General features: G+C 61.0%; 23 protein-coding genes and 1 pseudogene. 15 read left to right on the plus strand and 9 right to left on the minus strand.

Going from position 1 to position 22346, the window contains the following annotated elements; genetic code table 11:
* The 10 genes and pseudogenes from NG697_RS19435 to NG697_RS19480 form a co-directional block, all read left to right on the plus strand.
* Window positions 1-237: transposase (locus tag NG697_RS19435; RefSeq protein ID WP_252614979.1), on the plus strand; the 237-nt coding region annotated here is incomplete at its 5' end.
* A gap of 53 nt (window positions 238-290) precedes the next feature.
* Window positions 291-710, plus strand: coding sequence for an IS3 family transposase (locus NG697_RS19440; protein ID WP_256473096.1), 420 nt, complete (start codon window positions 291-293; stop codon window positions 708-710).
* A gap of 49 nt (window positions 711-759) precedes the next feature.
* Window positions 760-1677, plus strand: a complete 918-nt coding sequence (locus tag NG697_RS19445; protein ID WP_252614981.1) for a site-specific integrase — start codon at window positions 760-762, stop codon at window positions 1675-1677.
* Window positions 1674-2282: a tyrosine-type recombinase/integrase gene (locus NG697_RS19450; protein ID WP_252614982.1), complete on the plus strand. Its 609-nt coding sequence runs from the start codon at window positions 1674-1676 to the stop codon at window positions 2280-2282. The genes NG697_RS19445 and NG697_RS19450 overlap by 4 nt, the downstream gene beginning before the upstream one ends.
* Before the next feature lie 75 nt (window positions 2283-2357).
* Window positions 2358-2624, plus strand: coding sequence for a site-specific integrase (locus NG697_RS19455; protein WP_252614983.1), 267 nt, complete (start codon window positions 2358-2360; stop codon window positions 2622-2624).
* Window positions 2621-3622, plus strand: a complete 1002-nt coding sequence (locus NG697_RS19460) for a site-specific integrase (protein ID WP_252603952.1) — start codon at window positions 2621-2623, stop codon at window positions 3620-3622. Before NG697_RS19455 ends, NG697_RS19460 begins: the two co-directional genes overlap by 4 nt.
* A gap of 110 nt (window positions 3623-3732) precedes the next feature.
* Window positions 3733-4218 (plus strand): annotated as a pseudogene (locus tag NG697_RS19465) (IS3 family transposase); the annotation flags it as partial.
* 834 nt (window positions 4219-5052) lie between these two features.
* Window positions 5053-5658 carry a hypothetical protein gene (locus NG697_RS19470; RefSeq protein ID WP_252609211.1) on the plus strand — a complete coding sequence of 202 codons (606 nt, stop codon included), beginning with the start codon at window positions 5053-5055 and terminating at the stop codon, window positions 5656-5658.
* Between the two features lie 53 nt (window positions 5659-5711).
* Entirely contained in the window at window positions 5712-6314 is a 603-nt protein-coding gene (locus tag NG697_RS19475; RefSeq protein WP_252609212.1) for a DUF6919 domain-containing protein, read from the plus strand.
* Window positions 6315-6402: 88 nt separating this feature from the next.
* A complete protein-coding gene (locus NG697_RS19480) occupies window positions 6403-7323 on the plus strand; it encodes an AEC family transporter (RefSeq protein ID WP_252609214.1) in 921 nt (306 codons plus the stop codon).
* 729 nt (window positions 7324-8052) lie between these two features.
* On the opposite strand, the gene NG697_RS19485 is transcribed toward NG697_RS19480, so the two are convergent.
* Entirely contained in the window at window positions 8053-8679 is a 627-nt protein-coding gene (locus tag NG697_RS19485; protein ID WP_252609216.1) for an MFS transporter, read from the minus strand.
* A gap of 418 nt (window positions 8680-9097) precedes the next feature.
* Here NG697_RS19485 and NG697_RS19490 point away from each other — a divergent pair, with 418 nt between their 5' ends.
* Complete coding sequence (locus NG697_RS19490) at window positions 9098-9514, plus strand: hypothetical protein (RefSeq protein WP_252609218.1); 417 nt, start codon at window positions 9098-9100, stop codon at window positions 9512-9514.
* A 140-nt stretch (window positions 9515-9654) separates the two neighbouring features.
* On the opposite strand, the gene NG697_RS19495 is transcribed toward NG697_RS19490, so the two are convergent.
* A complete protein-coding gene (locus NG697_RS19495; protein WP_252614984.1) occupies window positions 9655-12069 on the minus strand; it encodes a hypothetical protein in 2415 nt (804 codons plus the stop codon).
* A 638-nt stretch (window positions 12070-12707) separates the two neighbouring features.
* Window positions 12708-13094: a hypothetical protein gene (locus NG697_RS19500; RefSeq protein WP_252609222.1), complete on the minus strand. Its 387-nt coding sequence runs from the start codon at window positions 13092-13094 to the stop codon at window positions 12708-12710.
* A 563-nt stretch (window positions 13095-13657) separates the two neighbouring features.
* Here NG697_RS19500 and NG697_RS19505 point away from each other — a divergent pair.
* Genes NG697_RS19505 through NG697_RS19520 form a run of 4 tightly spaced genes read left to right on the plus strand, consistent with a single transcriptional unit; the run spans window position 13658 to window position 16821 of the window.
* Entirely contained in the window at window positions 13658-14386 is a 729-nt protein-coding gene (locus NG697_RS19505; RefSeq protein WP_308293025.1) for an enoyl-CoA hydratase/isomerase family protein, read from the plus strand.
* A gap of 5 nt (window positions 14387-14391) precedes the next feature.
* A complete protein-coding gene (gene fabG / locus NG697_RS19510; protein ID WP_252609226.1) occupies window positions 14392-15150 on the plus strand; it encodes a 3-oxoacyl-ACP reductase FabG in 759 nt (252 codons plus the stop codon).
* A gap of 2 nt (window positions 15151-15152) precedes the next feature.
* Entirely contained in the window at window positions 15153-15647 is a 495-nt protein-coding gene (locus tag NG697_RS19515) for an acyl-CoA thioesterase (protein ID WP_252609228.1), read from the plus strand.
* A complete protein-coding gene (locus NG697_RS19520) occupies window positions 15640-16821 on the plus strand; it encodes an acyl-CoA dehydrogenase family protein (RefSeq protein WP_252609230.1) in 1182 nt (393 codons plus the stop codon). The genes NG697_RS19515 and NG697_RS19520 overlap by 8 nt, the downstream gene beginning before the upstream one ends.
* A 73-nt stretch (window positions 16822-16894) precedes the next feature.
* On the opposite strand, the gene NG697_RS19525 is transcribed toward NG697_RS19520, so the two are convergent.
* Genes NG697_RS19525 through NG697_RS19550 form a run of 6 tightly spaced genes read right to left on the minus strand, consistent with a single transcriptional unit; the run spans window position 16895 to window position 22337 of the window.
* The gene (locus NG697_RS19525; RefSeq protein ID WP_252614985.1) at window positions 16895-17776 is read right to left on the minus strand and encodes a 3-hydroxyacyl-CoA dehydrogenase family protein; all 882 of its coding nucleotides are present in this window, start codon (window positions 17774-17776) and stop codon (window positions 16895-16897) included.
* Window positions 17769-18548: an enoyl-CoA hydratase/isomerase family protein gene (locus NG697_RS19530; protein WP_252609233.1), complete on the minus strand. Its 780-nt coding sequence runs from the start codon at window positions 18546-18548 to the stop codon at window positions 17769-17771. The genes NG697_RS19525 and NG697_RS19530 overlap by 8 nt, the downstream gene beginning before the upstream one ends.
* A complete protein-coding gene (locus tag NG697_RS19535) occupies window positions 18548-19756 on the minus strand; it encodes a thiolase family protein (RefSeq protein WP_252609234.1) in 1209 nt (402 codons plus the stop codon). The genes NG697_RS19530 and NG697_RS19535 overlap by 1 nt, the downstream gene beginning before the upstream one ends.
* 59 nt (window positions 19757-19815) lie before the next feature.
* Window positions 19816-20589 carry an SDR family oxidoreductase gene (locus tag NG697_RS19540; protein ID WP_252609235.1) on the minus strand — a complete coding sequence of 258 codons (774 nt, stop codon included), beginning with the start codon at window positions 20587-20589 and terminating at the stop codon, window positions 19816-19818.
* Between the two features lie 30 nt (window positions 20590-20619).
* The gene (locus NG697_RS19545; RefSeq protein WP_252609236.1) at window positions 20620-21420 is read right to left on the minus strand and encodes a CoA-transferase subunit beta; all 801 of its coding nucleotides are present in this window, start codon (window positions 21418-21420) and stop codon (window positions 20620-20622) included.
* Window positions 21417-22337, minus strand: a complete 921-nt coding sequence (locus NG697_RS19550) for a CoA transferase subunit A (protein WP_252609237.1) — start codon at window positions 22335-22337, stop codon at window positions 21417-21419. Before NG697_RS19550 ends, NG697_RS19545 begins: the two co-directional genes overlap by 4 nt.
* Window positions 22338-22346: the final 9 nt, after the last annotated feature.

Consider the following 22346-nt stretch of genomic DNA (forward strand, 5'->3'; position numbering starts at 1 on the left):
GTGATTTCCTCGGGACGTTCGCCGGCTTCGGTTGCGCCGGAGCTGGGGATTTCTGTAACCGCCCTGAAGCGGTGGGTGCGGCTGCATAATGAGGGCCAATCGGGGGGCGGGGGCAAACCGGATGATCCGGTGGATCCGGCGAGATACAGGGCATTGGAAGCCCGGCTGCGTGAAGTCGAGAGTGAAAATGACTTCCTAAAAAAAGTTTCAGCGTTCTTCGCCAGAGAACAACGGTAGAGGATCTCTACCGCCTTGTTCAGGAGAAGAACGCGCAGTTCCCCGTCCAGTGGATGTGCGGGCGGCTGGGTATTTCCAGGGCCTCGTATTACCGGTGGCTGGCCGCGGAAGAGTCCCCGACGGCGGCCCGGCATCGGGAGCTGACAGAACACGTAAAGGTCATGTTCGATTCCTCCGACGGGTGTTTCGGGCACCGTATGGTCCATACGAAACTTGCCGCTGCCGGCATCGGGGTATCGGTGGGAACTGTGGCGGTCATCATGGCGGAGAACGGCTGGGCCGCGAAGCGGATGCGGGCGTTCAAGCGCACGACGATTCCCTCTGATCCGGACAAGATCTTCGCGGACCTCATCGGGCGGGATTTCACCTNTTCGGCTCAGTCGACGATTATGTGCAGTCCGGTTGCGAGGGTGGGGCGGCGGCCTTTTCCGGCCTCGTCACAGCGCTATGAGGCTCTGGTTTACTGCACATAATCGCGACACTTCTTGTATCCAATCAGCTTGGAAAACAAGGAGCGGTCCGATGAAAATTGCTGATGAAATGACGGTGGGCGCACTGCTGTCGGCCTACGATGAGCATCTGCGCCGGGTCCGCGGCGTGTGTCCGGGAACGCGGCGCAACTACGCCAGGCATGTCGGGGAATTCCTGGTCACCGTGTTCACCGATGGTGTGGCGGATCCCAGGCAGATCCACTCCTCGGACGTGGTTTCGTTCGTGGGTGGGGCCCCGGCCCGCTACCGGCCCAGGACGGTGGAGTCGGCGGCGACGTCATTGCGTTCCTTCTTCAGGTTCCTGCGCTCGGAGGGACTCTGTGAGGATCACTTGGAGGATGCTGTTCCGATGGTGCCGCGGCGCGAAACATTCCTGGTCCGGCACTTGGATTCCGCGAAGTTCGAACAGTTGATCGCTTCTCTGGACTCCACTTCGCCGCGTGGGCTGCGGGACCGGGCCATCATCTTGTGCGTGGCCCGGCTGGGGCTGCGGGGCGGTGAGGTCGCGCAACTGCTGCTGGAGGATCTCGATTGGCCCAACGCCACCGTGCGGGTCCGGGCCCGCAAGACCGGTCATGGCGCGTTGCTGCCGCTGACCAACGAGGTCGGCGCTGCACTCGCTCGATACCTGCAGCACGGTCGCCCGGCGACCAGCGTCCGTGAGGTGTTCGTGCTGCAGAAACTGCGCGTCGGTGCCCCGATTAGCAGCAGCATCGTGAGGCGTGCGGTCGAGCATGCCTTGGAGCATGCGGGCATGGACGCACCGACGCGTGGGGCCAATCTGCTGCGTCACTCGCTGGCCACCGGGCTGCTTGAGCACGGGGCTGGGCTGCCACAGATCGCCGACTTGATGGGTCATTCCTCGCTGGCGACCACCAGGATCTATGCAGCAGTCGACGTCGCGGCGTTACGCGAGGTCGGCCTGCCGTGGCCGGAGGCGACGTCATGAGCGGGGATGCGGCCTCAAGCGTGGCCGAATTCGTTGCGCTACGCCGTGGTCTTGGCTACCGCTCGCCCAGCCAGGAGCGCGCATTGCGCTCGTTCGCACGATACCTGGACGCTGCCGGGCATCACGGGCCGATCCCACTGGAGTCGAGCCTGAACTGGGCGACGTCGACTGCCTCGACCGATCCACGCAACCCGGCACGCAGGTTGACGACGGTCCGAGGATTCCTGCGTTACCTGGCCGGCTCCGACGGCACGACCGAGGTCCCCATCCCTGGACTGCTGGGCCCCAACGGCCACCGCAAACCACCACACATCTACTCCGACCGGGAGATCGGCGACCTACTCCAAGCCACCACGGGCCTGGCCCCGACCGACGGATTGAGGCCGCACTGCTATGCCACCTTGTTCGGGCTGATCGCCTGCACCGGTCTACGGATCAGCGAAGCGTTGGCACTGACCTGTCATGACGTGGACCTTGCGGAAGGCATACTCACCGTACGGGCCGGGAAACGCGGCCGGAGCCGACTCGTGCCCCTGCATCCCAGCGCGCTGACGCCACTGGGCAAATATGCCAACGAGCGGGAACAACGCTACGGCCGACCATGAGGGGACCAGGCGTTCTTCCGCACCGACCGCAGTGACCGGGTCAGTTACAACGCCGCCGAACACACATTCGGTGTTTTGCGGCGGCAGCTGGGCTGGACCGTTCTCGGGCGCACCCGGACACCGCGCATCCACGACCTGCGACACCGGATGGTGGTGCGGCGCATCGAGGCCTGGCATGCCCAAGACGTCAACGTCGATGCCAAGATCGCGGTGTTGGCGACCTATATGGGGCACGCGGAAGTGCGGAGCCTCTATTGGTATTTCTCGGCGGCCCCGGAACTGATGGGCATCGTCTCTGAGCGTTTCGAAGCTTTCGCCGGCCCCGCGGCAGGTGTGTCATGAGGGCCCCACAGATCGGATTCCCACAACTCGTGCAGGACTTCTTCCTCCAACGCCTGATCTCCCAGCGCGGCGCCAGTGCCCGCACGGTGGAAAGCTACCGCGACGCGTTCGAACTGCTGTTCGGCTATATCGAGAAGCACACCGGCACCTCACCCTCGGCACTGCAGATGGCGGATCTGGACGCACCCCTGGTGCTGGACTTCCTCGACCATCTTGAGAACGGGCGCCACAATAGTGCCCGGACCCGCAACGCGCGCCTGGCCGCGATCCACTCCTTCATGCGTTACGCAGCAGTGCGCGACCCGGTATCGCTACCGGTCACCAGCCGGGTGCTGGCCATCCCCGCCAAGCGCTTCGACCGGCCTGTGCTCGGATACCTGACACGTGAGCAGATTGCAGCCATCCTGGCTGCACCGGACCGCACCACCTGGAACGGGCACCGAGACGCAGTCATGCTCGCCACCACCTACAACACCGGCGCCCGTGTCTCGGAGATCACAGCATTGCGCGTGCGCGATGTCCTGTTGGAGCGTCAAACCGCGGTGCATCTGCATGGCAAGGGCCGCAAGGAACGCGTCATCCCGCTCTGGAAGAACACCGCGACCGAACTTCGGGCCTGGTTGACCAGAATCGACGGCACTGCCGAGGCGCCGGCGTTTCCCAACCGGGCCGGCGAGCCGATGTCCCGTTCCGGAGTCCGGGACCGACTCGACCGGGCCGTTGCCGTGGCCGAACAACACTGCCCGTCCCTGCAGGGCCGAAACATTTCCCCGCACACGCTGCGGCACTCGACCGCTATGCACCTGCTGCAATCCGGAACGGACCTGGCCACCATTGCCTTGTGGCTCGGGCATTCCAGCCCGGAGACCACACACCAGTACCTCGAAGCCGATCTTGCCGCCAAGGAAGCAGTCCTGGAACACCTGGCCGATCCCGGCCCCGTCCCCACGCGTTTCCGGCCCGACGACCGACTCCTCGGCTTCCTCCAAGGTCTCTGATTATGCGCAGCCACACCATCAGGAATCACCATTGCAGGCGCGAACCTCCGACCGGACTGCACATAATCGTCGACTGAGCCGAATAAGTGTTATGCGCAGCAGCACATAACACCTACCTGCGCACCGGTGAGGGCTGGCTCTACTTGGCCACCGTCATCGATCTGTGCACGCGCATGGTCGTCGGCTGGGCGATGGCTGACCACATGCGCGCCTCCCTGACTACCGGTGCGCTGAAGATGGCCAGGGACCGCGGTTATCTGCAGCCCGGAGCCATTTTCCACAGCGACCGCGGAACGCAATACACGTCCCGGGAAATGAGTGTCTGGTGCACCGGTAACGGCATCCGACAGTCCATGGGAGCCACCGGGGTGTGCTGGGACAATGCAGTGGCCGAATCGGCGTTCTCATCCCTGAAAAACGAGTTCTATCACCACCACAGCTTTACGACCCGCCAGGAGGCCCGGCGCGGAGTGATGAACTACATCGAAGTGTTCTACAACCGATGGCGACCCCATAGCAACAATGACGGCCTGCCGCCGGCCACCGCAATGGCGGCCTTCATGCCCACCGCGCAACCGCTTCCCGCGGCTGCCTGACCAAAAAGAAACTACGCGACTGTCTCACATCCTTGACACACCTCAGTCTGACCTTCCATAGGGTAAGAACCGAACCGACCAGGGCGAGGACAGCTGCCACTATCACAATCATCCTCTCTTCTGCTGTCTGCTCGCCCCATAACAGCAGAGATACCATCGCGATCAGCGCAACGACGCTGAGCACGAAGAGCGTTGAGAAATACCACCTTGCGCGGCGCTCCCTCGGGTCAATCCACGGTTTCATACCTTGCTCGCCTCTTTCTTAGATTGGCTTACGCCCTTGCTGCCGCATTCAATGGCAAACCAGAACGAGATTGGGTCGCCATCAAAGTCGTAACCCCCCTCTCAAGTTAGGACTATATAGTTCTTCGCGGGCATTTAATCTTCGTTCATGGAAACTTTTGCGTTTTCCGTGTTTTGATAGAAAAGGCCAACCATCAACTCGGAAGTCCGCTTCGTGCAGCGAAATATGTGTTGTCCACGGCCGGTATGCGAGGGTTACCACGCTGGACCAGAATGAACAGCGCAAGCTCGGCGGCCAAGCCTTGGATTAGATTTTCAGCGACAAGGCTTCCGGCATCTGTACCCTCAGGCCTCAATTGGCCGAACTGCTGCGCTCCGCTCGTGACGCAGACATCGTCGCGTTGGGCAAACTTCGTGTTTGGCAGGCGGAACCAGGAGCCAAGTCAAATGCCTGGGGGCCTCCCTGATCAGCCTCAGGATCGTGCCATATCCACATAGCCTGCCCGCCCATTGACCCCGGCGCCCACAGGGGATGCAATGGAAGGAGCAACCCGGAATCCTGGGCCGGGCCTTACGCGGGGAGGTGCCGCAGTGCCGGCATTCGCAGAATCCGTCCTGTTTGGAGCATTGCAGCTGAGTTTCTGGGGTGCAGTGCTGGTGTGCGCGGTGGCGGCCACCGTCCTGGCTGTCCGCCGGCATTCGACGCCGGACCTTGCCGTCCGCGCCCCGGACCCCGTGTTTTGGGACGTGTTTATGGGCTCTGCCGTGGCACTTCCGGCGATCCTTATTCCCACACTCGCGTCACCCTGGTTTGGTGTGGTCCTCGCCACGCTGGGCGCAGGGGCGGGCGTGGCCGCCTACCGTGGCAGCCCCCAGATCCTGGCGTGGCAGGAACGCCGCCGGCAGCTGCGGCTGGACCGGCCCGTTCGCACTGCGGCGCAGGCTGAACATGACGCACTCCTGGCCCGGTGGAGCCGCTACGAACTGGACCCTGCAAGCTGCATCGACTACCCCGCCATGACGGACGTCCGGCTGCCCGAAACGTCTGCGCTGATCCGCGCCATGAGGGAGGCAGAGCAGCTGCGGGCGGTGCCGCACCAAGGGTACGCTCCCGCCGTCGTCCGCTTTGGCGTTGCCCTCGCCGCGGCGGAACGGGCAGCCGGGATCCCTGCAGGAATCACCGCCGGCGGACATTAACTGCTGTGTCGCCGCCACTGGAGTCCTGCGGCGGGGCGCCGTAGCATCCGAGGATGGAACCCACAGAAGCGGAAGTCCGTGACCAGTTCGGCAGGCGCCTGGAGGATAAGGGGGCCTGGCGGCAGGCCATCACTCTTGCAGCGGCCGGGGAACTGACGGCGCGCTGGCTGGAGGGCCGTAGCGAATACCAGGCCGCCACCTTTACGGTCCGCTACGACGACGAAACAGAACCGATCGCCACCGAGCTTGCCGCCCTCAACAGGAACGGGCTGTTTACCAAGGAATCCCAGCCTGGTCTGCGGACCGGCAACTCCGCCCAGCGGCAGTACGTGACCGGCTTCTGCAGTGCAGAGGCGGCAGTGGAACTCCTGGCCCTTTCCACCCGAACTGACCTGGTGACGGTGGCCCATGCCCCGGGCGAGGCCAGCAGCGCCGCCATCCCCGTAACGCTCGACGGCGGCGAGGTAGTTACCGTCCTCGGCTCCAGCGAGACTCCGGTGCAGGAAGAACAGATCCAGGACTGGGCGGAGGAAACCAACGAAACGCTGGCGCTCCTGCTCGCCGACTCCTGGTACGTGGAAATCCTCGACCCAGTCTGGGGCCGCAATGACGTGCTGCTGCCCGCCGTCCTCGCCGCGCTGACAGCCGCGCCGTAGCCTACGGTATTTAGAAGTCGGAGTTTCCGGCGTTGAGCGCAGGGGTCGGCCGTGCGGAACTTCCAACACGTAAATAGAAGGGCGCACTGTGGGCGGCGTTGTCTCCGGAATCCTGATCGTCTCCGTCGTCATTGCTGTGGGCTATTTCGCCGCCCGTCTGCGGATCCTGGGGCCGGAAGTCCAGGGTGCGCTGACCCGCACTGCCTACTACGTCACCAACCCGGCACTGCTGTTCACGGTGGTGGCGGGCAGTGACATCCGTGCCGCCCTGGGAACCGATGCCCCGCTCGCGCTGCTTTCGGCAGCGATAGTGGGGCTTCTCTATTGGCTGGCGAGTTTCCTGTTCTTCCGGCGCCCGGCGGCGGAGACCGCCGTCGGCGCCATGGCCAGCAGCTACGCAAACGCAAACAACATCGGCATCCCGGTGTCCCTGTATGCCGTGGGGACGGCGCAGCACGTGGCTCCCGTGCTCCTGGTCCAGCTCCTGGTGATGGCACCGTTCTACCTGACAGTCCTGGGGCTGGTCTCCGGTTCCAAAATCTCGTGGAAGAAAATGCTGCTGCAGCCGTTGGGCAATCCCATGATCGTCGCTTCCGCATTGGGTGTGGCCGTGGCCCTGACCGGCTGGACCGCACCGGACCTGCTGCAGAAGCCGATCGACATGCTGGCCGGCGGGGCCGTGCCCATGGTCCTGCTGGCCTTCGGCCTGTCCCTCGCCGGCCGCGCGCCGCTGCAGAAGGGCGACGGCCGCACCGAAACCCTCGTGGCCACGTTCCTCAAGATTGCCGGGATGCCGCTCGTTGTCTGGATTCTTGGCCGCTTTGTCTTCGGGCTCGAGGGACAGCATCTCCTCGCCAGCGTGATCATGGCTGCGCTCCCCACTGCCCAGAACGTCTTCCTCTTTGCCTCCCCCTACGGCCGCGGCATGACCGTGGCCCGCGACGTCATCCTGTGCACCACTGTGCTCAGCGTAGGCGCTTTGATGGTTGTTGCCTGGCTCGTGGGATAAGCTGCCGACGCGGATCTCCGGCTCTCCCGCCGGACCTCCAAAGGCAAGTCCGCCGCGTCGCGAGAGCGGGCATACCCCACTCCTGCGGACCGCAACCTGAGAGCCGGAAAATGGATCGTGTGAAGTCGATGAATGGGAATTGACGATAGGTCCATTATCGGCTGCCAGTCGCAAATTGGCTGGGGGAGGGCTTTTCGGGCCTTACTCCAGGTGTGGATTGCCAGCCTTGTTGGCGAATTGCCAAACGATCTGGCGAATTTGCCAGCGAGTTAGCGAATCGCCGGTTCCGATGGTCACGCGAGCCGCGAATGGTGCGTGTTGGACCGGGTCTGCGCTTGGCCTCGGCGACGCAGCCCGACCCTGAACTCCACTGGAACGAACTTTTCGCCAATTCTAGTGGCAACGCGAGCCGCTCGAGAGCTGCTTATTCAGGCGCGTTCTTCTGGGTCAGCTGCCCGCACCGTTGGCCAATAAAGGCCACTCGAATTCCCGCTTCGGCCCCGCTCCTCGGCTCGCCAACTGGGGTTGTCAGTCTCGCCAACTAAGCTGGCAAGCCACACCAGGTCAGCCTCTCGCACGCGATTCCTAGCGTAGTGACTCCTCAGGCTGATCCCATCGTGGTAGGGTCACGGCGATAAGCAGGTGGCCTGAGTTAGGCGGTTCTTCGAGCACACAATGCCATCTCTGTCCTGTCTCAACACCGCAGCGGAAACGGGCTGTTCCCTTTGGTTAGGTGACGGAGAGGCGTTTCACGCGTCTGGAATGTGCGGCATCCGCTCCCAAGCTCAAAGCGAGACCGGTGGCTAGGAACACGATCTCGAGGATTGGAAGTGATCGGATGCCTGCAACGTCTAGTACGAATCCGCCCAAAAGGGCACCGCCACCGATCCCCACGTTGAAAGCCGTCGTTTGTAGCGCTGCTGCAAGATTTCGCATCCGGAACGACGCGGTCTGCAGCATGCGGGTCTGCAGTATCGCCGGGAGGCCGCCGAACGCGACGCCCCAGAGGACAAATGCTACGACGACGATCACGGGGTTTGCCGAGACCAGTGCGAGCACGAGAACGGACGCCATCACGGCAAGGACAGCTAGAGCGAAACAGCGCCTCGGAAATCGGCTGGCAGCGAAGCCTGCGACCACGAGGCCCATGGCCCCGGAGCCGCCGAACAGGAAGAGTAGGAAAGCGATCGACGGCGGAGGGAAATCCGCAACCTGGATGAGCCATGGGGCGATGTAGGTGTAGAAGGTGTTCTGCCCTGCGATGATGATGACGATCACGGAGCACACGATGATCACCCCGCGAAGGCTGTGGTCTTTGTGTAGCGGCAGGGGGGACTCCCCGGTCTTGAGCGTCACCTGGTCTATCCCAGGGCTGCGCGAATACCTGACACCGCGTCCGGCTCAATAGCAGCATTGCCGCGCGCCGGCGTGTCTTAGAGGACGGGGGTGATTCCGGCGGCGGGTCGTACGTTCCCCGGCGGCTTTCGCGCCCGCCTTTACAGAGAATTCCAAGGTTCAGGTACCCATAATGAACCGAAGCTTCGGTCAACCGCTATTTGACCGGAGCTTCGCCAATTTAGCGGTTTCTGGTCGCAGCTGTGGGTCATTTGACTGCGGACATTCGGTGGCCGGCAATGCAGGAACCGCATTGGGACCCTATTCTGACGGTGCTTGAGCAGCTGCCAGACGTCAGGTTCGGGTGTACGTCAGCGAACAAACAGCAGACTGGGGGTGGCTTCCTCCTCGGCGCAACTACGGCTAATAGCATCTAAGCATGACAATGCAGACAAAAGACCAGCAAGTGAAGCACGTAGTCGAGGGACTGGCTCTAGGCGTGTTGTCACGCGGCGTGGTTCGTGTTGCTGGCGGGAAGATTGACATGGAACTGGCGTTTAACCGCGCGTGGCGTTCATGGGCACCTTACGGTAGCTTCCCGGCCATTGGTGGAATAAGTGCCGGGAATCAGATCTGGTTGGGCATGGGAAAATCCGAACGGCGGACCGGTGTCCGGGCAGGATGGGCGAACCACTCGGAGCCATATCTCTTGAACGGATTCGAGCAATGGAGCACAGGGGAATGCCTCGAATTCCTGGCCGACGATCGGGCTTCGGCGGAGGACTGGGTCACCTTGGGGGACTTGCTTCTTGACGGACTGAAACCTGGACACGTTCACACGCACGGTAATCGGTAGACCCGCTGGGGGCCGATGCAGTAACGGAGTGTCATATAGCATTCGCGGCCTCCTTGGCCACTACCGGCGCCAACGAAACCAAAGTGCGCGGGCCGAAGATCGGGGTGATTCCCATGGCCCTCCCTTCCTGGCGCCAGCTACTAGAGCTTCTTTTTCCCTCGAGCGCCCCGCAGCCGGACTGTGCTGCGCCGGGCGCTGGGAGGTAGTTTGGTGAACGTCATTTTGAGACCGCGCAGCGGCGCGATTTCTACAGCATGGTCGCGGTCGGTGGTTCGTTCTTGAGGCCTGCCCCGGTAGCGCGTCCCAATTAGCGACCCATCAGGCTGATAGAGCAGCAACATCGCTCTGTCAGAGTGCGTCTGGTACTGCTTGGCATCCATATATTCGGCCAGGTGGTCCGTGCTCGCATCTTTCGGCGCGACCGACATCGTGAGTAACCAGGAACCAAAGGAACTGGCACCATGCGTTGTCAGGCTACGCTCAATGCTGCCACCCCGGGCTGCGCGCCTTACTGCCTTCAGATTCTTCCCGATACTTCCTTGCGCGCTTTCGCTCAGCCCCACCAGATCGGCGCCAAACCGTAGCCAACCAGGAGGGTGGGTTGCCTCGCTAGCGGATAGGTACTGCTCAACCCATGGCTGCTCCTGCCTGGCTGGCTTTACCACCTGAGACTTTGAGAGGCCTTCTTGCCAATAGAACCATGCATCGAGTGGATCAGTGAGTGTACCTAGCCGAACACGAGGCTGCTCTTCGAAGCGGCGCAGCTCGGAAGCCTTGATAGGCGACTCAACTGGTATGTGTTTAGCGATCTCATGAGGTTCGGGATCGAAGTACATGCCTCCTGTGAGGAACCACATGAACATGTCCAACTCGTCGACGCCATTGACCATAGTTGCCAGCCTGCGGCCTCTGCGACGCCGCAGGTACTCGAGGAACTGGGCAGAGTGATCGACGGTTTGGCTTATCACGATCAAGTCATGCATGCTGACGATCCACGGGACTTCGTCGGACTCGATGATGCCTTTGTCCGCCAGCACGTTCATGGACAAGGATAGGGGCCCCATATCGTCTAGCATTACGACGATTGAGTGGATCTCAGACGCAGACGACAAGTCGATCCATTCACCTTCGACGCTCCAAACGCCTCCGTTGGTGCTTATGAGACGGGTCAATCGGTTGGCCTGCTCGTTGCCCTCTTTGAGAGTCTTCTGCAGATCCTTGGCTAACCGCTGTGCGTTGCCACCCCGGGATTTCTCGGTAATAGACGCGGCTTTCACCTCAACGCATAGAGCGACCCCGTCGACCAGGAACAATATGTCAGATTCGAACTTGTCGGTCACTACAGCAGTACGGTCGGAGTCCCTGCCCAGGCTGGGTGTGTCGTTGGTATCAACCGGGCCAATGTACTTCTGTCCTTCCCAATGCGGCTTAGCGCCTTGTAGGAGCTTGCCAATTAAGTTAGCGGATTTCGACTCGGAGTAAACGGCACGCCGTTTGTCATACTTCGGCCACATCTTCGCAGCATTATTCTTCTTCTCGGCCGCGGCTGCGATCAGCCCCCTTTCGAGATTCCGGCGCAACTCGTCTTCGCTCAAGAAACCGTTGAGAAGGAGGTATTTGTCCTGGTCAGCGATACATCCCCCCGGCGTGGGAAGCTCACCATCAACGAACCGCATGACCGGGTTGACGTCATTCTCCGCCGCCCGCGAGGTGCTGAAGAAGTCCAAGACTGCACGCGCAGTCGATTCCGCGACTCCGGAACGCTCGGCGACATCAGCGGGTGAAACAGCGCCGAACAATCGGCACTCGTTCATCATGAGATTAATGTCGTGCCTGAAGGACTCCGCATCGGCGGGTGGACCGGCTTTGCTGGCTTCCCCAAGTCGGTCCCGAGCCCCGAACAAGCGTTCGTTCATCAGAGCTGTTGACGCCTCGCGGACAGCACGGATGTCGTCGAGGGTGAATCCGAGCACGCTATTTATGACGGACGAAACTGCTGGGTGGCCCAGAAGCTCTGTATTTACTTCCTTGGCGATGGATTCATACTGACGTCCGCGGACGGACAGTTCGTACCCCATGAATTCACCAGCGAGAGCACCGAGCGGCTGGTTCGCTCGCTGGCCGCGAAAGAGGGCCAGAGTCCGCGCGGCGGTCACGATGTTGGCTGCCAGGCCTAGCGCTTCTGCAGGATTTGGTTGACCCGAGTTTTTCCCCGTTAACGGCTGCCGCGGAAGCCCCATGCCCAGTAGCGTTAGTGCCACGACATCCTGGGCAGCCTGAGAGCTCTCTATCTGACTTTCGCTCTCCCGGAGGTCAGTGAAATCCCACGGGCCGGCGGCGAGACGGATGAACGCAAGCGCGTCGAATGAGTCATAGCCCCGCAAACACTTCTCTAGTGAGGTGCGGGCAGCTGATATCGCCTCTCGCATAAATACATGGGGGTCCTCATCGGCCGTCATGTTCTCTGCCATGTGCTGGTAGTAGGCAACAGCTTTGTTGAGGTTGTTAGCCACGTTGCTGCCCACAAAATCTAGGCGTTGGGGTGCGGGGTTCATGCCGCAAGTATTGCAGCGGCCTATGACAAAGGGGGTTGCTGATACTGCTTGCTGGGGCTGGATTTGATACTGTTAGATGAAGGCCAATTTGTCCTGTCAAACTGACAACACGACATAATCTCCATTATCGGCCCTTAAACGACGGGAGTGGCTCCGAAAAAGAGCTGTCCGTTGTGGCTTGCCAGCCTTGTTGGCGAATTGCCAAACGATCTGGCGAATCTTGCCAGCGAGTTGGCGGAGCGCTGGTGAGATCGCCCGAAAACTTGCACATAGTCAGCTCTGGATCGGGTCGTCGCTTGGCATCGGCGCCGGAGACCAAGCCCGAGCGACCCTGAAGCCGAGCCTTTCGCCAACTCCGATGGCAACGCGAGCTGGCGGCGCTCTGTTTGTACGGGCGCATACTTCGGTCCGCTCGCCTGCACCGTTGCCAGCAAGGGACAGCGCGATTTCCCCGCTAGGCCAAGCTCCTCAGCTCGCCAACTGACTGGCAATTTCGCCATCTATCCTGACAAGCCACATCCGTTCTCATTACAGACGCCAGTTTTCGTATGCAGCATGTCTATTTCCGAATCCTGGCGGATTCTCGATCAAGTTGTCAGCGCGCCTAGGTTTTCTGAGTCTGCCCTGCGGTGGGCTACTCAGTTCATCGCCCAGTAGGCTTCGATGGCACTCGGGACGTCGGCCACTGGACATGCGACATTCGGCGATTGTTTCAGCTGCGGTGATATTGCAGTGCCGGCCATAGCCACAACCCTGGGCTCCATCCAAGCCTTATCTATGGTCCCTGGCTTCTGAGTCGGGTAGCGTTCAGCGTCTTCTAGCTCCTCGATGATTTTATCGAGATCTTCGGCGAGGAGATTGTCCTTACGCGCGAAGGTAAGAACCTCGATCAGGCAAGCAAGCAGGGAGTCGCCTAAATACACCCTTCGGAAGTCCCGCATTAGGATCGTCCCACCGGCCGGGAAACCGCCCGTTGGTGGCATGTTCCCATCCGGCCCAAGCGAGTGGTTCAGGGCGATACCCAACCCTCCAAGCCGGGTCCGCCGGTTCGGGTGCTACTACCAATGCCACAACCAGCGTGCGGCTGACACGAAGGCGCGCGCCGCAGCGAGCACTTCGGCGGCGACTTGTTCCTGGTCTCCTTCTCGAAGCAGCCGAGCAGGCGAGCGATCACCCAGTTGCGGGTTCATGCCTTGAACCACGCTTGGACGGTGTCCGCACCGCGGACGTGTACAATGCGCCATGGCCGGTCATTTGAACCGGAACGGCCGCGGCAGTGTTGTCGTTTCCTAGGCCCCACTACCTCGCACCAGGCGCCTGCGGGGACCATTGCGGGACCATCCGTAGTCGACGGCTGCCGATGCATACCACGCGCCGCTGAGCAATTGACCTGATGTGGAGGCATCTTCACGGACACTGTGCTCCTGAACAAGCCACGACTGCGGACCGGTTGAATTAGTAAGCATCGACTATGAATAACGTAAGCAATAAGTATTAGAAAAATTCAATCCTATCTGTCAAAGTTGCTCTGAACGGGAGGCTGGTTTTGGCATATCTTGCAGTCAGTAGGGAAGGGCACAGGCTTGAGGTGACCTTGACGGATCCTCGACGCCGAAACGCCATGGGCGCGCAGATGCGCGACGAACTCATAGCGGAGCTTACGAAGGCCAACGATGACGCGGACATCCGCGTCATCGTCATCAGGGGAGCGGGCGGTGCTTTTTGTTCCGGTGGCGATCTCGGGGCAATGCCGCCCAAGGATAGGGATGAGGCATCCTTCCGCCTGGGGCAGGTCGAGGTCCTCATCAGACTGCTGGCGGAATCCCCCAAAGCGGTCATTGCGGTGCTGAATGGCCCTGCTGTAGGTCTCGGGGCGAGTCTTGCTGCTGCCTGTGACTACATCTTCATGACCACCGACGCTGTGCTCATCTTTCCGTTCACCCGTCTGGGACTGATCCCGGACGGCGGGATCCTGCACACCTTAGGGCTCAGGGTCGGTTATGCCAAAGCAAAGCAGATTCTCTTGGAAGCGCGCAGCATCGGCGCAGGGGAAGCGCTCAGAACCGGCCTGGCTGATGTTGTGCTCCCCGTGGAGGAGATAGACGCTGCTGTGACTGAAAAGGCGGACCTTCTTGCCAGCCGGGCGCCTTTGGCCGTTGCGGCAATCAAAGCCGTGGGCAGAGAAGGCCCGCCGGACATGGAACAGGTATTCGCAGCCGAACAGCGCGAGCAGCAAAACCTTTACTTCTCCAGTGATTTTACCGAGGGAAAGGCCGCTTTTCAGCAGCGCCGTGCTGCGGTGTTCACCCGCAGTTAGAACGAATGAAGGAAGAACTTATGCCGCTTTTGGAAAACAAGACCAGTGTGATCAGCGGTGGGGCCGGGGGCATCGGGCTGGCGACGGCGAGGGCGTTGGCTCAGGCAGGGAGCAACATTGTCATCGGTGACAAAGATCAAGGCCGCCTGAAACTGGCGCTTGCTGAGCTTGACCTCGGGGCGACCTGTATCGCTGTGGAGTGTGACGTCACCTCTTCCTCGGACGTGAATCGCATGGTGAATGCCGCCGTCGAAAATTTCGGTTCGATTGACGTCATGGTGAACAACGCCGGATTCACCCGGGATGGAACCATGCGGAAGATGCGAGAAGAGGATTTTGACTCGGTTATTGGCGTACACCTCAAAGGATCGTGGCTGGGAACCAGGGCCGCCGCGGACGTGATGCGCAGGGAGGGAACAGCGGGCTCCATCATCAACGTTTCGTCGATTTCGGGAAAGGTCGGCATGCCCGGCCAGACAAACTACAGTGCAGCCAAGGCAGGCATCATCGGGTTGACTAAAGCAGCAGCGAAAGAGCTGGGTTTCTCTGGAATCCGGGTGAATGCTGTTCAACCAGGCATCGTCCGCACCGAGCTCGTAGAAAACCTGAAGCCGGAGATCCTCAGCGCCAAGTTGAGTGAGATTCCTTTGGGGCGGTTCGCCGAACCTGAGGAAGTAGCACAGGTCATTCTCTTCCTCGCCAGCAACATGTCGAGCTATATGAGCGGCAGCGTCCTGGAAATAACGGGCGGAAGGCACCTCTGATCATGACGACACCGCTGCACCAAAAGTCTGCCCATCCGGAGGATACAAATCAGCCGCACAAGGCTTTTCGCTGCGAAATAGCTGTTCGATGGTCAGATCAGGACGCCAACGGCCACGTCAATAACGCCCGTGTTGTGACCCTGATGGAGGAGGCGCGGCTCCTGTGGCTGAACCAGCATGCGGTCGCTGCAGGCGTGGGGAGTTTTACCGATCCCAAATTTGTGGTGGCTCTCACAGTGAATTATCTGAAGCCCATATCCTACGGTCCGGCGCTGGTGCTTCTGCTTACTACCGGCCGGATAGGGAACAGGTCATTCACTGTTTCCTATGAGGGGCTGCAGGACTCAAATACCGTATTCCGCGCTAGTACCGTGCTCGTTCCCATCGACACCGGCTCCGGCAGGCCGCGGGCCCTGACGGACGAGGAAATCGCTTACCTCGGCGCATATGCCCCACAAGACTTAGAAACAAACGACATTGGAGTGAAAGATGACTGACTCAACCGATTTCTACCTCCTCGAGGAGGCGCTGAATGACGAGCAGCGTGAGGTGCAGCTACGCGTCCGGGATTTCGCCAGGACTGAAGTTCTTCCGATCATCAACGACTACTGGGACCGAGCGGAATTCCCTTTCGAGCTAGTGCCGAAGATGGCCGGACTGGGAATCGTAGGCACAACGATCGAAGGTTACGGCTGCCCAGGAATGAGCCGGCTGGCTTCCGCCATGGTCTCCCTGGAAATGTCGCGTGTGGATGGCAGTGTCAATACCTTTTTGAGCGTCCAGTCAGGGCTGACGATGGGTTCCATAGCTCTCCTGGGAGGTGAAGAACAGAAAGGCCGATGGCTGCCGGGCATGGCAGCGCTGGACAAGATAGGGGCATTCGCGCTGACCGAACCTGACCACGGCTCGGATTCCGTAGCGCTGGAAACAACTGCCCGCCGCGACGGGGCCCATTGGGTGCTCAACGGGAGTAAGCGTTGGATTGGCAACGCAAGCTTTGCCGACGTCGTCGTTATCTGGGCACGAGACGAGGCCGACCAGAAGGTCAAGGGCTTCGTCATGGAGAAGAATGCGGACGGGAGTTATCCCGAGGGCTATACGGCGGAACTCATTACCGGAAAGATCGGCAAAAGGGCTATTTGGCAGCCGGATATCACAATCAGCAACCTTCGTATTCCTGCTGAAAACCGGCTTGTTGAGTCGTCAGGTTTCAGGGATGTCGGGCGCGTTCTGATGGCAACCAGGGGCAACGCCTCGTGGGAATCGCTGGGACACGCCATGGCGGCGTATGAGGCGGCACTGGCCTATGCCAAGAACCGGGTCCAATTTGGGAAGTCGATTGCTAGTTTCCAGCTTGTACAGAACAAGCTGGCCAACATGCTGGCCGAACTGACGGCGATGCAGCTGATTTGTTTTCGGATAACCGAGCTCCAGGAAAAGGGAAAGCTCACCGGAGCCATGTCTTCCCTGGCGAAGATGCACACCTCCCAGAAGGGTCGATGGATCTGCGCTGAAGCCCGGGATATTCTGGGCGGCAACGGCCTCCTCCTGGAGTATCAGGTTGCCCGCCACATGACCGATATGGAAGTTGTCCACACCTACGAAGGAACCGACTCGATTCAGTCCCTCATCATCGGGCGTGAGATCACCGGTATTTCCGCCTTCGCCTAAGCGTTGCTAAGACAGGCTGGTCCTGTGCCGGCAGTCGGCACAGGACCAGCCTGTTGTAGGGAGCGGCGGTCTCTCAGCTCCAGCTGTAGAAACCCTTCCCGGATTTCCGCCCCAGCTCTCCACGCTCCACCATGTCCCGCAGGAGCTGCGGCGGGGAAAATCTTTCACCGAGGGTGGAGCTCAAGTATTCGGCTATCCCCAAGCGCACGTCGAGGCCGACGATATCCGTCAGCTTCAGGGGCCCGACAGGAAACTTGTAGCCCAGTACCATGGCCGCGTCAATGTCCTCGGCTGAGGCAACGCCCTGTTCGACCATGCGGATGGCCTCGAGGGCAATGGCAACGCCGAGCCGCGAGGAGGCAAAGCCCGGTGCGTCATTGACGACGACGGGGGTCTTCCCGAGCGCCTCCACCCAGCTGCGGGCAGCCCCGGCCAGTTCTGCGCAGGTGCTCTTGGCGAGCACTACTTCCACCAGCAGGGAGGCCGGTACCGGATTGAAGAAATGCAGACCGAGGAAGCGCTCCGGTCGCCGCAGGTTATCCGACAGCCCGCTTACGGACAGGGACGAGGTATTCGTTGCCAGCCAAGCATCTGCGTCCAGCCGGTCCTCAACCGCTGTCAGGGCTGCGACTTTGAGATCCCAGTCCTCTGGAACGGCTTCCACCACCAGCCCGCACGGTGTAAAGGCCGAGTAGTCGGTGGATACCGAGAACCGAGCCGAGAGTGTCTCCAGGGGTTCGGTGGAGGTGCCGCGCTCTGCGCTCTTTTTCAGGACGTCGGCAACCCTGCCGCGGGCCGCTTCTGCCGCGTCGCCGTCACGCTCGACGACGACGACGGTCGCCCCTGAGGCAAGGAAGGCATGGGCGATTCCTGCTCCCATCCTGCCGCCGCCGAGCACCCCTACAGCAGCAGGAATCTGAGCCGGGTTTTCCGGGTGGGCAGTGAAATTATTCATGGGTCTTCTTCCTATCCGCGTTCTTCTTGCTTAAGAATTCCTGCATCCGATCGAATTTCGCCTCGGATTCAAAGAGGATTCCCTGCGCCAGCTGGTCGATGACCGGATGAGCCCCGGCGGGTGAGTGGAACACCGATTTGGTGATGCGAACAGCGAGTGGATCCTGCCGGCAGATCTGGTCAGCTAGCGCGTCGGCGGCCTGAAGCAACTCTTCCGCGGGATAAATTCCGGTGATCAGATGGAGTTCCAATGCTTCCTCAGCTCCGAGGATGCGTCCTGCAAGCAGGATTTCCTTCGCCACCGGTTCACCCACGAGCTCACGCAGACGCCACGATGCGCCGGCTGCAGCGAGGATACCGAGTCCGGTTTCGGGGTTGCCGATCTTCAACCGCGGAGTGCCGATCCGGAAATCAGCGGCGTAGGCCAACTCCGCCCCGCCGCCCAGCGCATAACCGTCCAAGGCTGCGATAACGGGGAGGGGTAGTTTCGCAATCCGCGTGAAGACTCCGGAATTGATTCCCGCCAGCGCCTCGTTCCGGCGCCGCTCCCGCAGTTCGGCAATGTCAGCACCGGAAGCGAAAACCCCACCTGAGGGCGTTTGTGTGCCGGAAAGGATGAGTACCTTCGGTGTGTCCTCCAAGCTGGCGCAGATATTGTCCAATTCCCGTGCCATGACGTGGTTAATGGCATTGCGGGCCTCCGGGCGGTTCAGCCGCACATGCAGCCGGTCTTCGCGTTCCTCGACGAGCAGGGTCGTGTAGTTATCCGCCATCAGACGCCCTCAAGCAGCAGCGCCGTACCCTGACCGACGCCCACGCACATGGTGGCCAGGCCGATCCGGCGGCCGTTGCCGGCCAGCTCGCGTTCCATGCGGCCCAGTAGGGTGATCACTATGCGTGATCCAGAGGATCCCAGAGGATGGCCAAGGGCGATAGCGCCGCCGTCATTATTGACAATCTCCGGGTCCAGGCCCAATCTGCGGATACAGGCGAGCGACTGTGTCGCGAACGCTTCATTGAGCTCGACGCTGCCGATGTCCCCAATGCCCAATCCGTTGCGCGCAAGGATCTTCTGCGTGGCGGGCACCGGGCCGATGCCCATAATTTCCGGCGGGACTCCGGCGGACCCGCCGTCGATAATCCGGGCGCGGGGGGTTAAGCCGAACTTACGGATGGCGGCCTCGGAGGCGACGATGACCGCGGACGCTCCGTCATTCAGGCTGGACGCGTTGCCGGCCGTGACAATTCCACCCTGCTTTACCACGGGACGCAGTCCGGCCAGCACCTCCAGGGTGGTCCCGGGCCGCGGGCCTTCATCAGTGTCTACCAGGACTGATTTCTTGCCCTGCTGTGTGGGGACGGCAACGATTTCGGCCTTGAAGCGGCCATCCTCGATGGCGGCGAGGGCCCTCTCATGGGAGCGCACCGCGAACGCATCGGCGTCCTCGCGCGAGATGGTATCGACGGCAGCGACTTCCTCCGCAGTTTCCGGCATGGAGAAGGCCGTTTTCTCCTGAGCCTTAAATATCGGGTTTACGAAGCGCCAACCGATGGAGGTGTCGAAGATTTCGCCGGGCCGGGCGAAGGCCTTGGCCGGTTTCTCCTGAACCCAAGGAGCACGGCTCATTGATTCAACGCCGCCGGCCACCACAATGTCTGCAGCGCCAGCCTTGATCATATGGGAAGCCATGATGATGGCGGAAAGCCCTGAGGCGCAAAGCCGGTTTACGGTGATCCCGGGCACGGTTTCCGGTAGTCCGGCCAGCAATGTCGCCATGCGCGCAACATTGCGGTTTTCCTCACCGGCGCCGTTGGCGTTGCCGAAGATCACCTCGTCGATCGTCCCAGGGTCGACGCCGGCCCTGGCCACCGCTTCCCTGATAGTGAGCGCTGCCAAATCGTCAGGTCGGACTCCTGACAGTGCTCCACCATAGCGTCCAACCGGGGTGCGCGCCCCGCCAATCAGAAAAGCCTCAGCCAAAATATCTCCTCAATTAATGCCCCAAGATGTTGGGACGACGTGCGGATTAGCTTCCCGCTTCAGTCGGCAGCGAGCTGGCGCCCGCCGTCGATTATTAGGTTTGTTCCCGTGATGTAACCGGCGAAGTCGCTGAGCAGATATGCGCAGGCATTGGCTATTTCGTCTTTGGCCGCCATCCGGCCCAGCGGGATCCCGGCTATATGCTTTTCCATCTCCTCCGGCGTCCCGAAAAGTGCTTCCACGCCGCCGGTACCTTCGGTGAGGCCGGGGGTGAGCGTGTTGAGCCGGATTCCATGACGTGCCCACGCAGCGGCGAGTGACTTCGTCATGGTCAGGACGCCGCTTTTGGCGCTGGCGGAGTGGATTGTGCTTGAACTGCCCGTTAGGGCCGCCGTAGTTCCGATGTTGACCACGGATAGCGGCGCTCCGGATTCAATGGCACTGCGGCCGACGGCCTGAGTGACGTTCCAGGTGCCGTTTAAGACGATATCGACGACGGCGCGCCATCCGTTCGTGCTCAAATCCAGGGGATCGACCCGGAAATTCCCGGCGGCGTTATTCACCAGCAGGCTGATCGGACCAAGCGTCCGGTAGATCTCCGCGATGGTGTCACTGACTCCGCCCGCGTCGCGTACATCAACGCTGTAGCCCGCTGCTGATGATCCGCTGTGGGATAGTTCGCTCACCGCCGCGGCCAACCGGTCCGGATCCCGGCCAATGATGGCGACATTTGCCCCCAAGTCCGAGAGCCGGTGCGCGATGGACAGTCCAATGCCGTTGCTGCCGCCGGTGACTAGAGCCGTCCGGCCTTGGAAAGTATTTGGGTGCAGCATGGAAGCCCGCCTTTACCTGGTTTGATGGGACTAGCGGAGGTAAACCCTGGAAGGGTCTATTTCCTCTCGGAGCAGACGCAGCTCCTCCGGTGTGGGCGCAGCAGTTACAGTAATGCTCTCCATTAGCCGCAGCGGCCAGCCGGTAGCGGCGCGCACCTGTTCAACAGTGACCCCTTCGTGGACCGATGCCAGGCACAACTCGCCTGTTTCGTCGGCCTTGAGTACGCCGAGGTCGGTGATCACCGTGGTGACGCCCAAACCACGCGTGGGGACCTTTGGGGCCGCTTTGCGCGCCGCAGCGAGGGACGGGCTGGTGCAGAAATCCAATTTATCGACAAAGGATTCCGGGTTATGCCTGCGCAACACCACGAATACTTCGTGGGAATTGGCCATCACCTCCACGGCTCCGCCGGATCCGGGCAACCGGACTTTTGGAGCGTGCCACGGTCCGATTACGGTGGTGTTCAGGCTGCCGTAGCGGTCAATTTGCGCCGCTCCCAGGAACCCGACGTCAATCCAGCCTCCTTGGAGTACGTAGCCGAAGAGCACCGGCATAGTGAGGATTGCCTCGGCCCCGGTGGCCAGGGAAGCATCCGCGATTGTCTCCGGAAGCCGGGGTGGGTGGGCTCCGCATACTCCCGATTCGTAGATCTGCTCGATATCCGGTGAGCTGGACTTCTGGGCCAAGGCGACGGCGAGAGTTGGCAGCCCGATCCCGGCAAATACCCTGCGCTTTCCTTGGAGCAGACGGCAACTGACCGCCGCCAGCAGTTCGCTTGCCGTATAGGAATTGCGTGCCTCCTCCATGCGCTCCGCCTGTTTCGTGATCATAAGACGCTCCCATAGTTAACTGGTGTGGAGAGGAGCGCGACAGGTGTCAGACGCTCGAAGTAGTTGTTTCCTAGCTTGTTCAGGTAACCGGCGTGGTTTCCGACGTCGTGGATCCATTCCTGTATCCACTGCTCAAGTTTTTGAGGATCCTTGCTGATGTCAGACCAGGCCCGGTAAAAGTCGTTGTCGCGGTCGTAATATCCCTGGGCGAATGACGGGTGGGCACCGTAACCGCATTCGACAACGGCATCGACGGCGAAACCCGGAATGATGGTGCGGTTTGGATCCGAGCGGATAACGCCGTCATCGACGATCTCCTCGACAAGAACAATCGTTTTCCTGGATGCGAAGGCCACTTCCTGCTGTGGGCCCAAGATGCCCCAGCTTTGGACATTGCCGCTGGCGTCTGCCCGCTGGGCGTGAACGATAGCGACGTCGGGGTTGAGTGCAGGCACCACATAGGTTTCAACTTCGCTGTCGAAAGGAGAGGTAACCCTTTTTAAGTTTGGGTTGACGCCCGGAAGGTCGCTGCCGGCATAAGACCGGATCGGCATGAACGGAACCCCGGAAGCGCCGGCCTGATAGCGGGCCAGCAAGCCGTAATGGCTGTATTCCTCGATCTCGATTGGCGAGACGCTGCCGTTTTCAACGGCGCGTCGAATCGCATATAAGGATCCGACTGAGCTGTTGCCAGTGAAGGCGAAGATGAGCTTGCTTACGCACCCGGCGCCCACCAACTGGTCGGCGACGATGTCGGGAGTCATGCGTACAAGCGTGAGGTCACGGATTCCCTGCCGGATTATTTCATGACCGGCGGCAAATGGAATCAGGTGGGTGAAGCCCTCCAAGGCCACAACATCACCGTCAGAGACGAGTTCCGAGACTGCGTCCTGCAGGCTGAACTGTTTATTGGTCATTGGGAGCCC

The organism is Pseudarthrobacter raffinosi (assembly GCF_023913835.1).
GTDB classification, from domain to species: domain Bacteria; phylum Actinomycetota; class Actinomycetes; order Actinomycetales; family Micrococcaceae; genus Arthrobacter; species Arthrobacter raffinosi.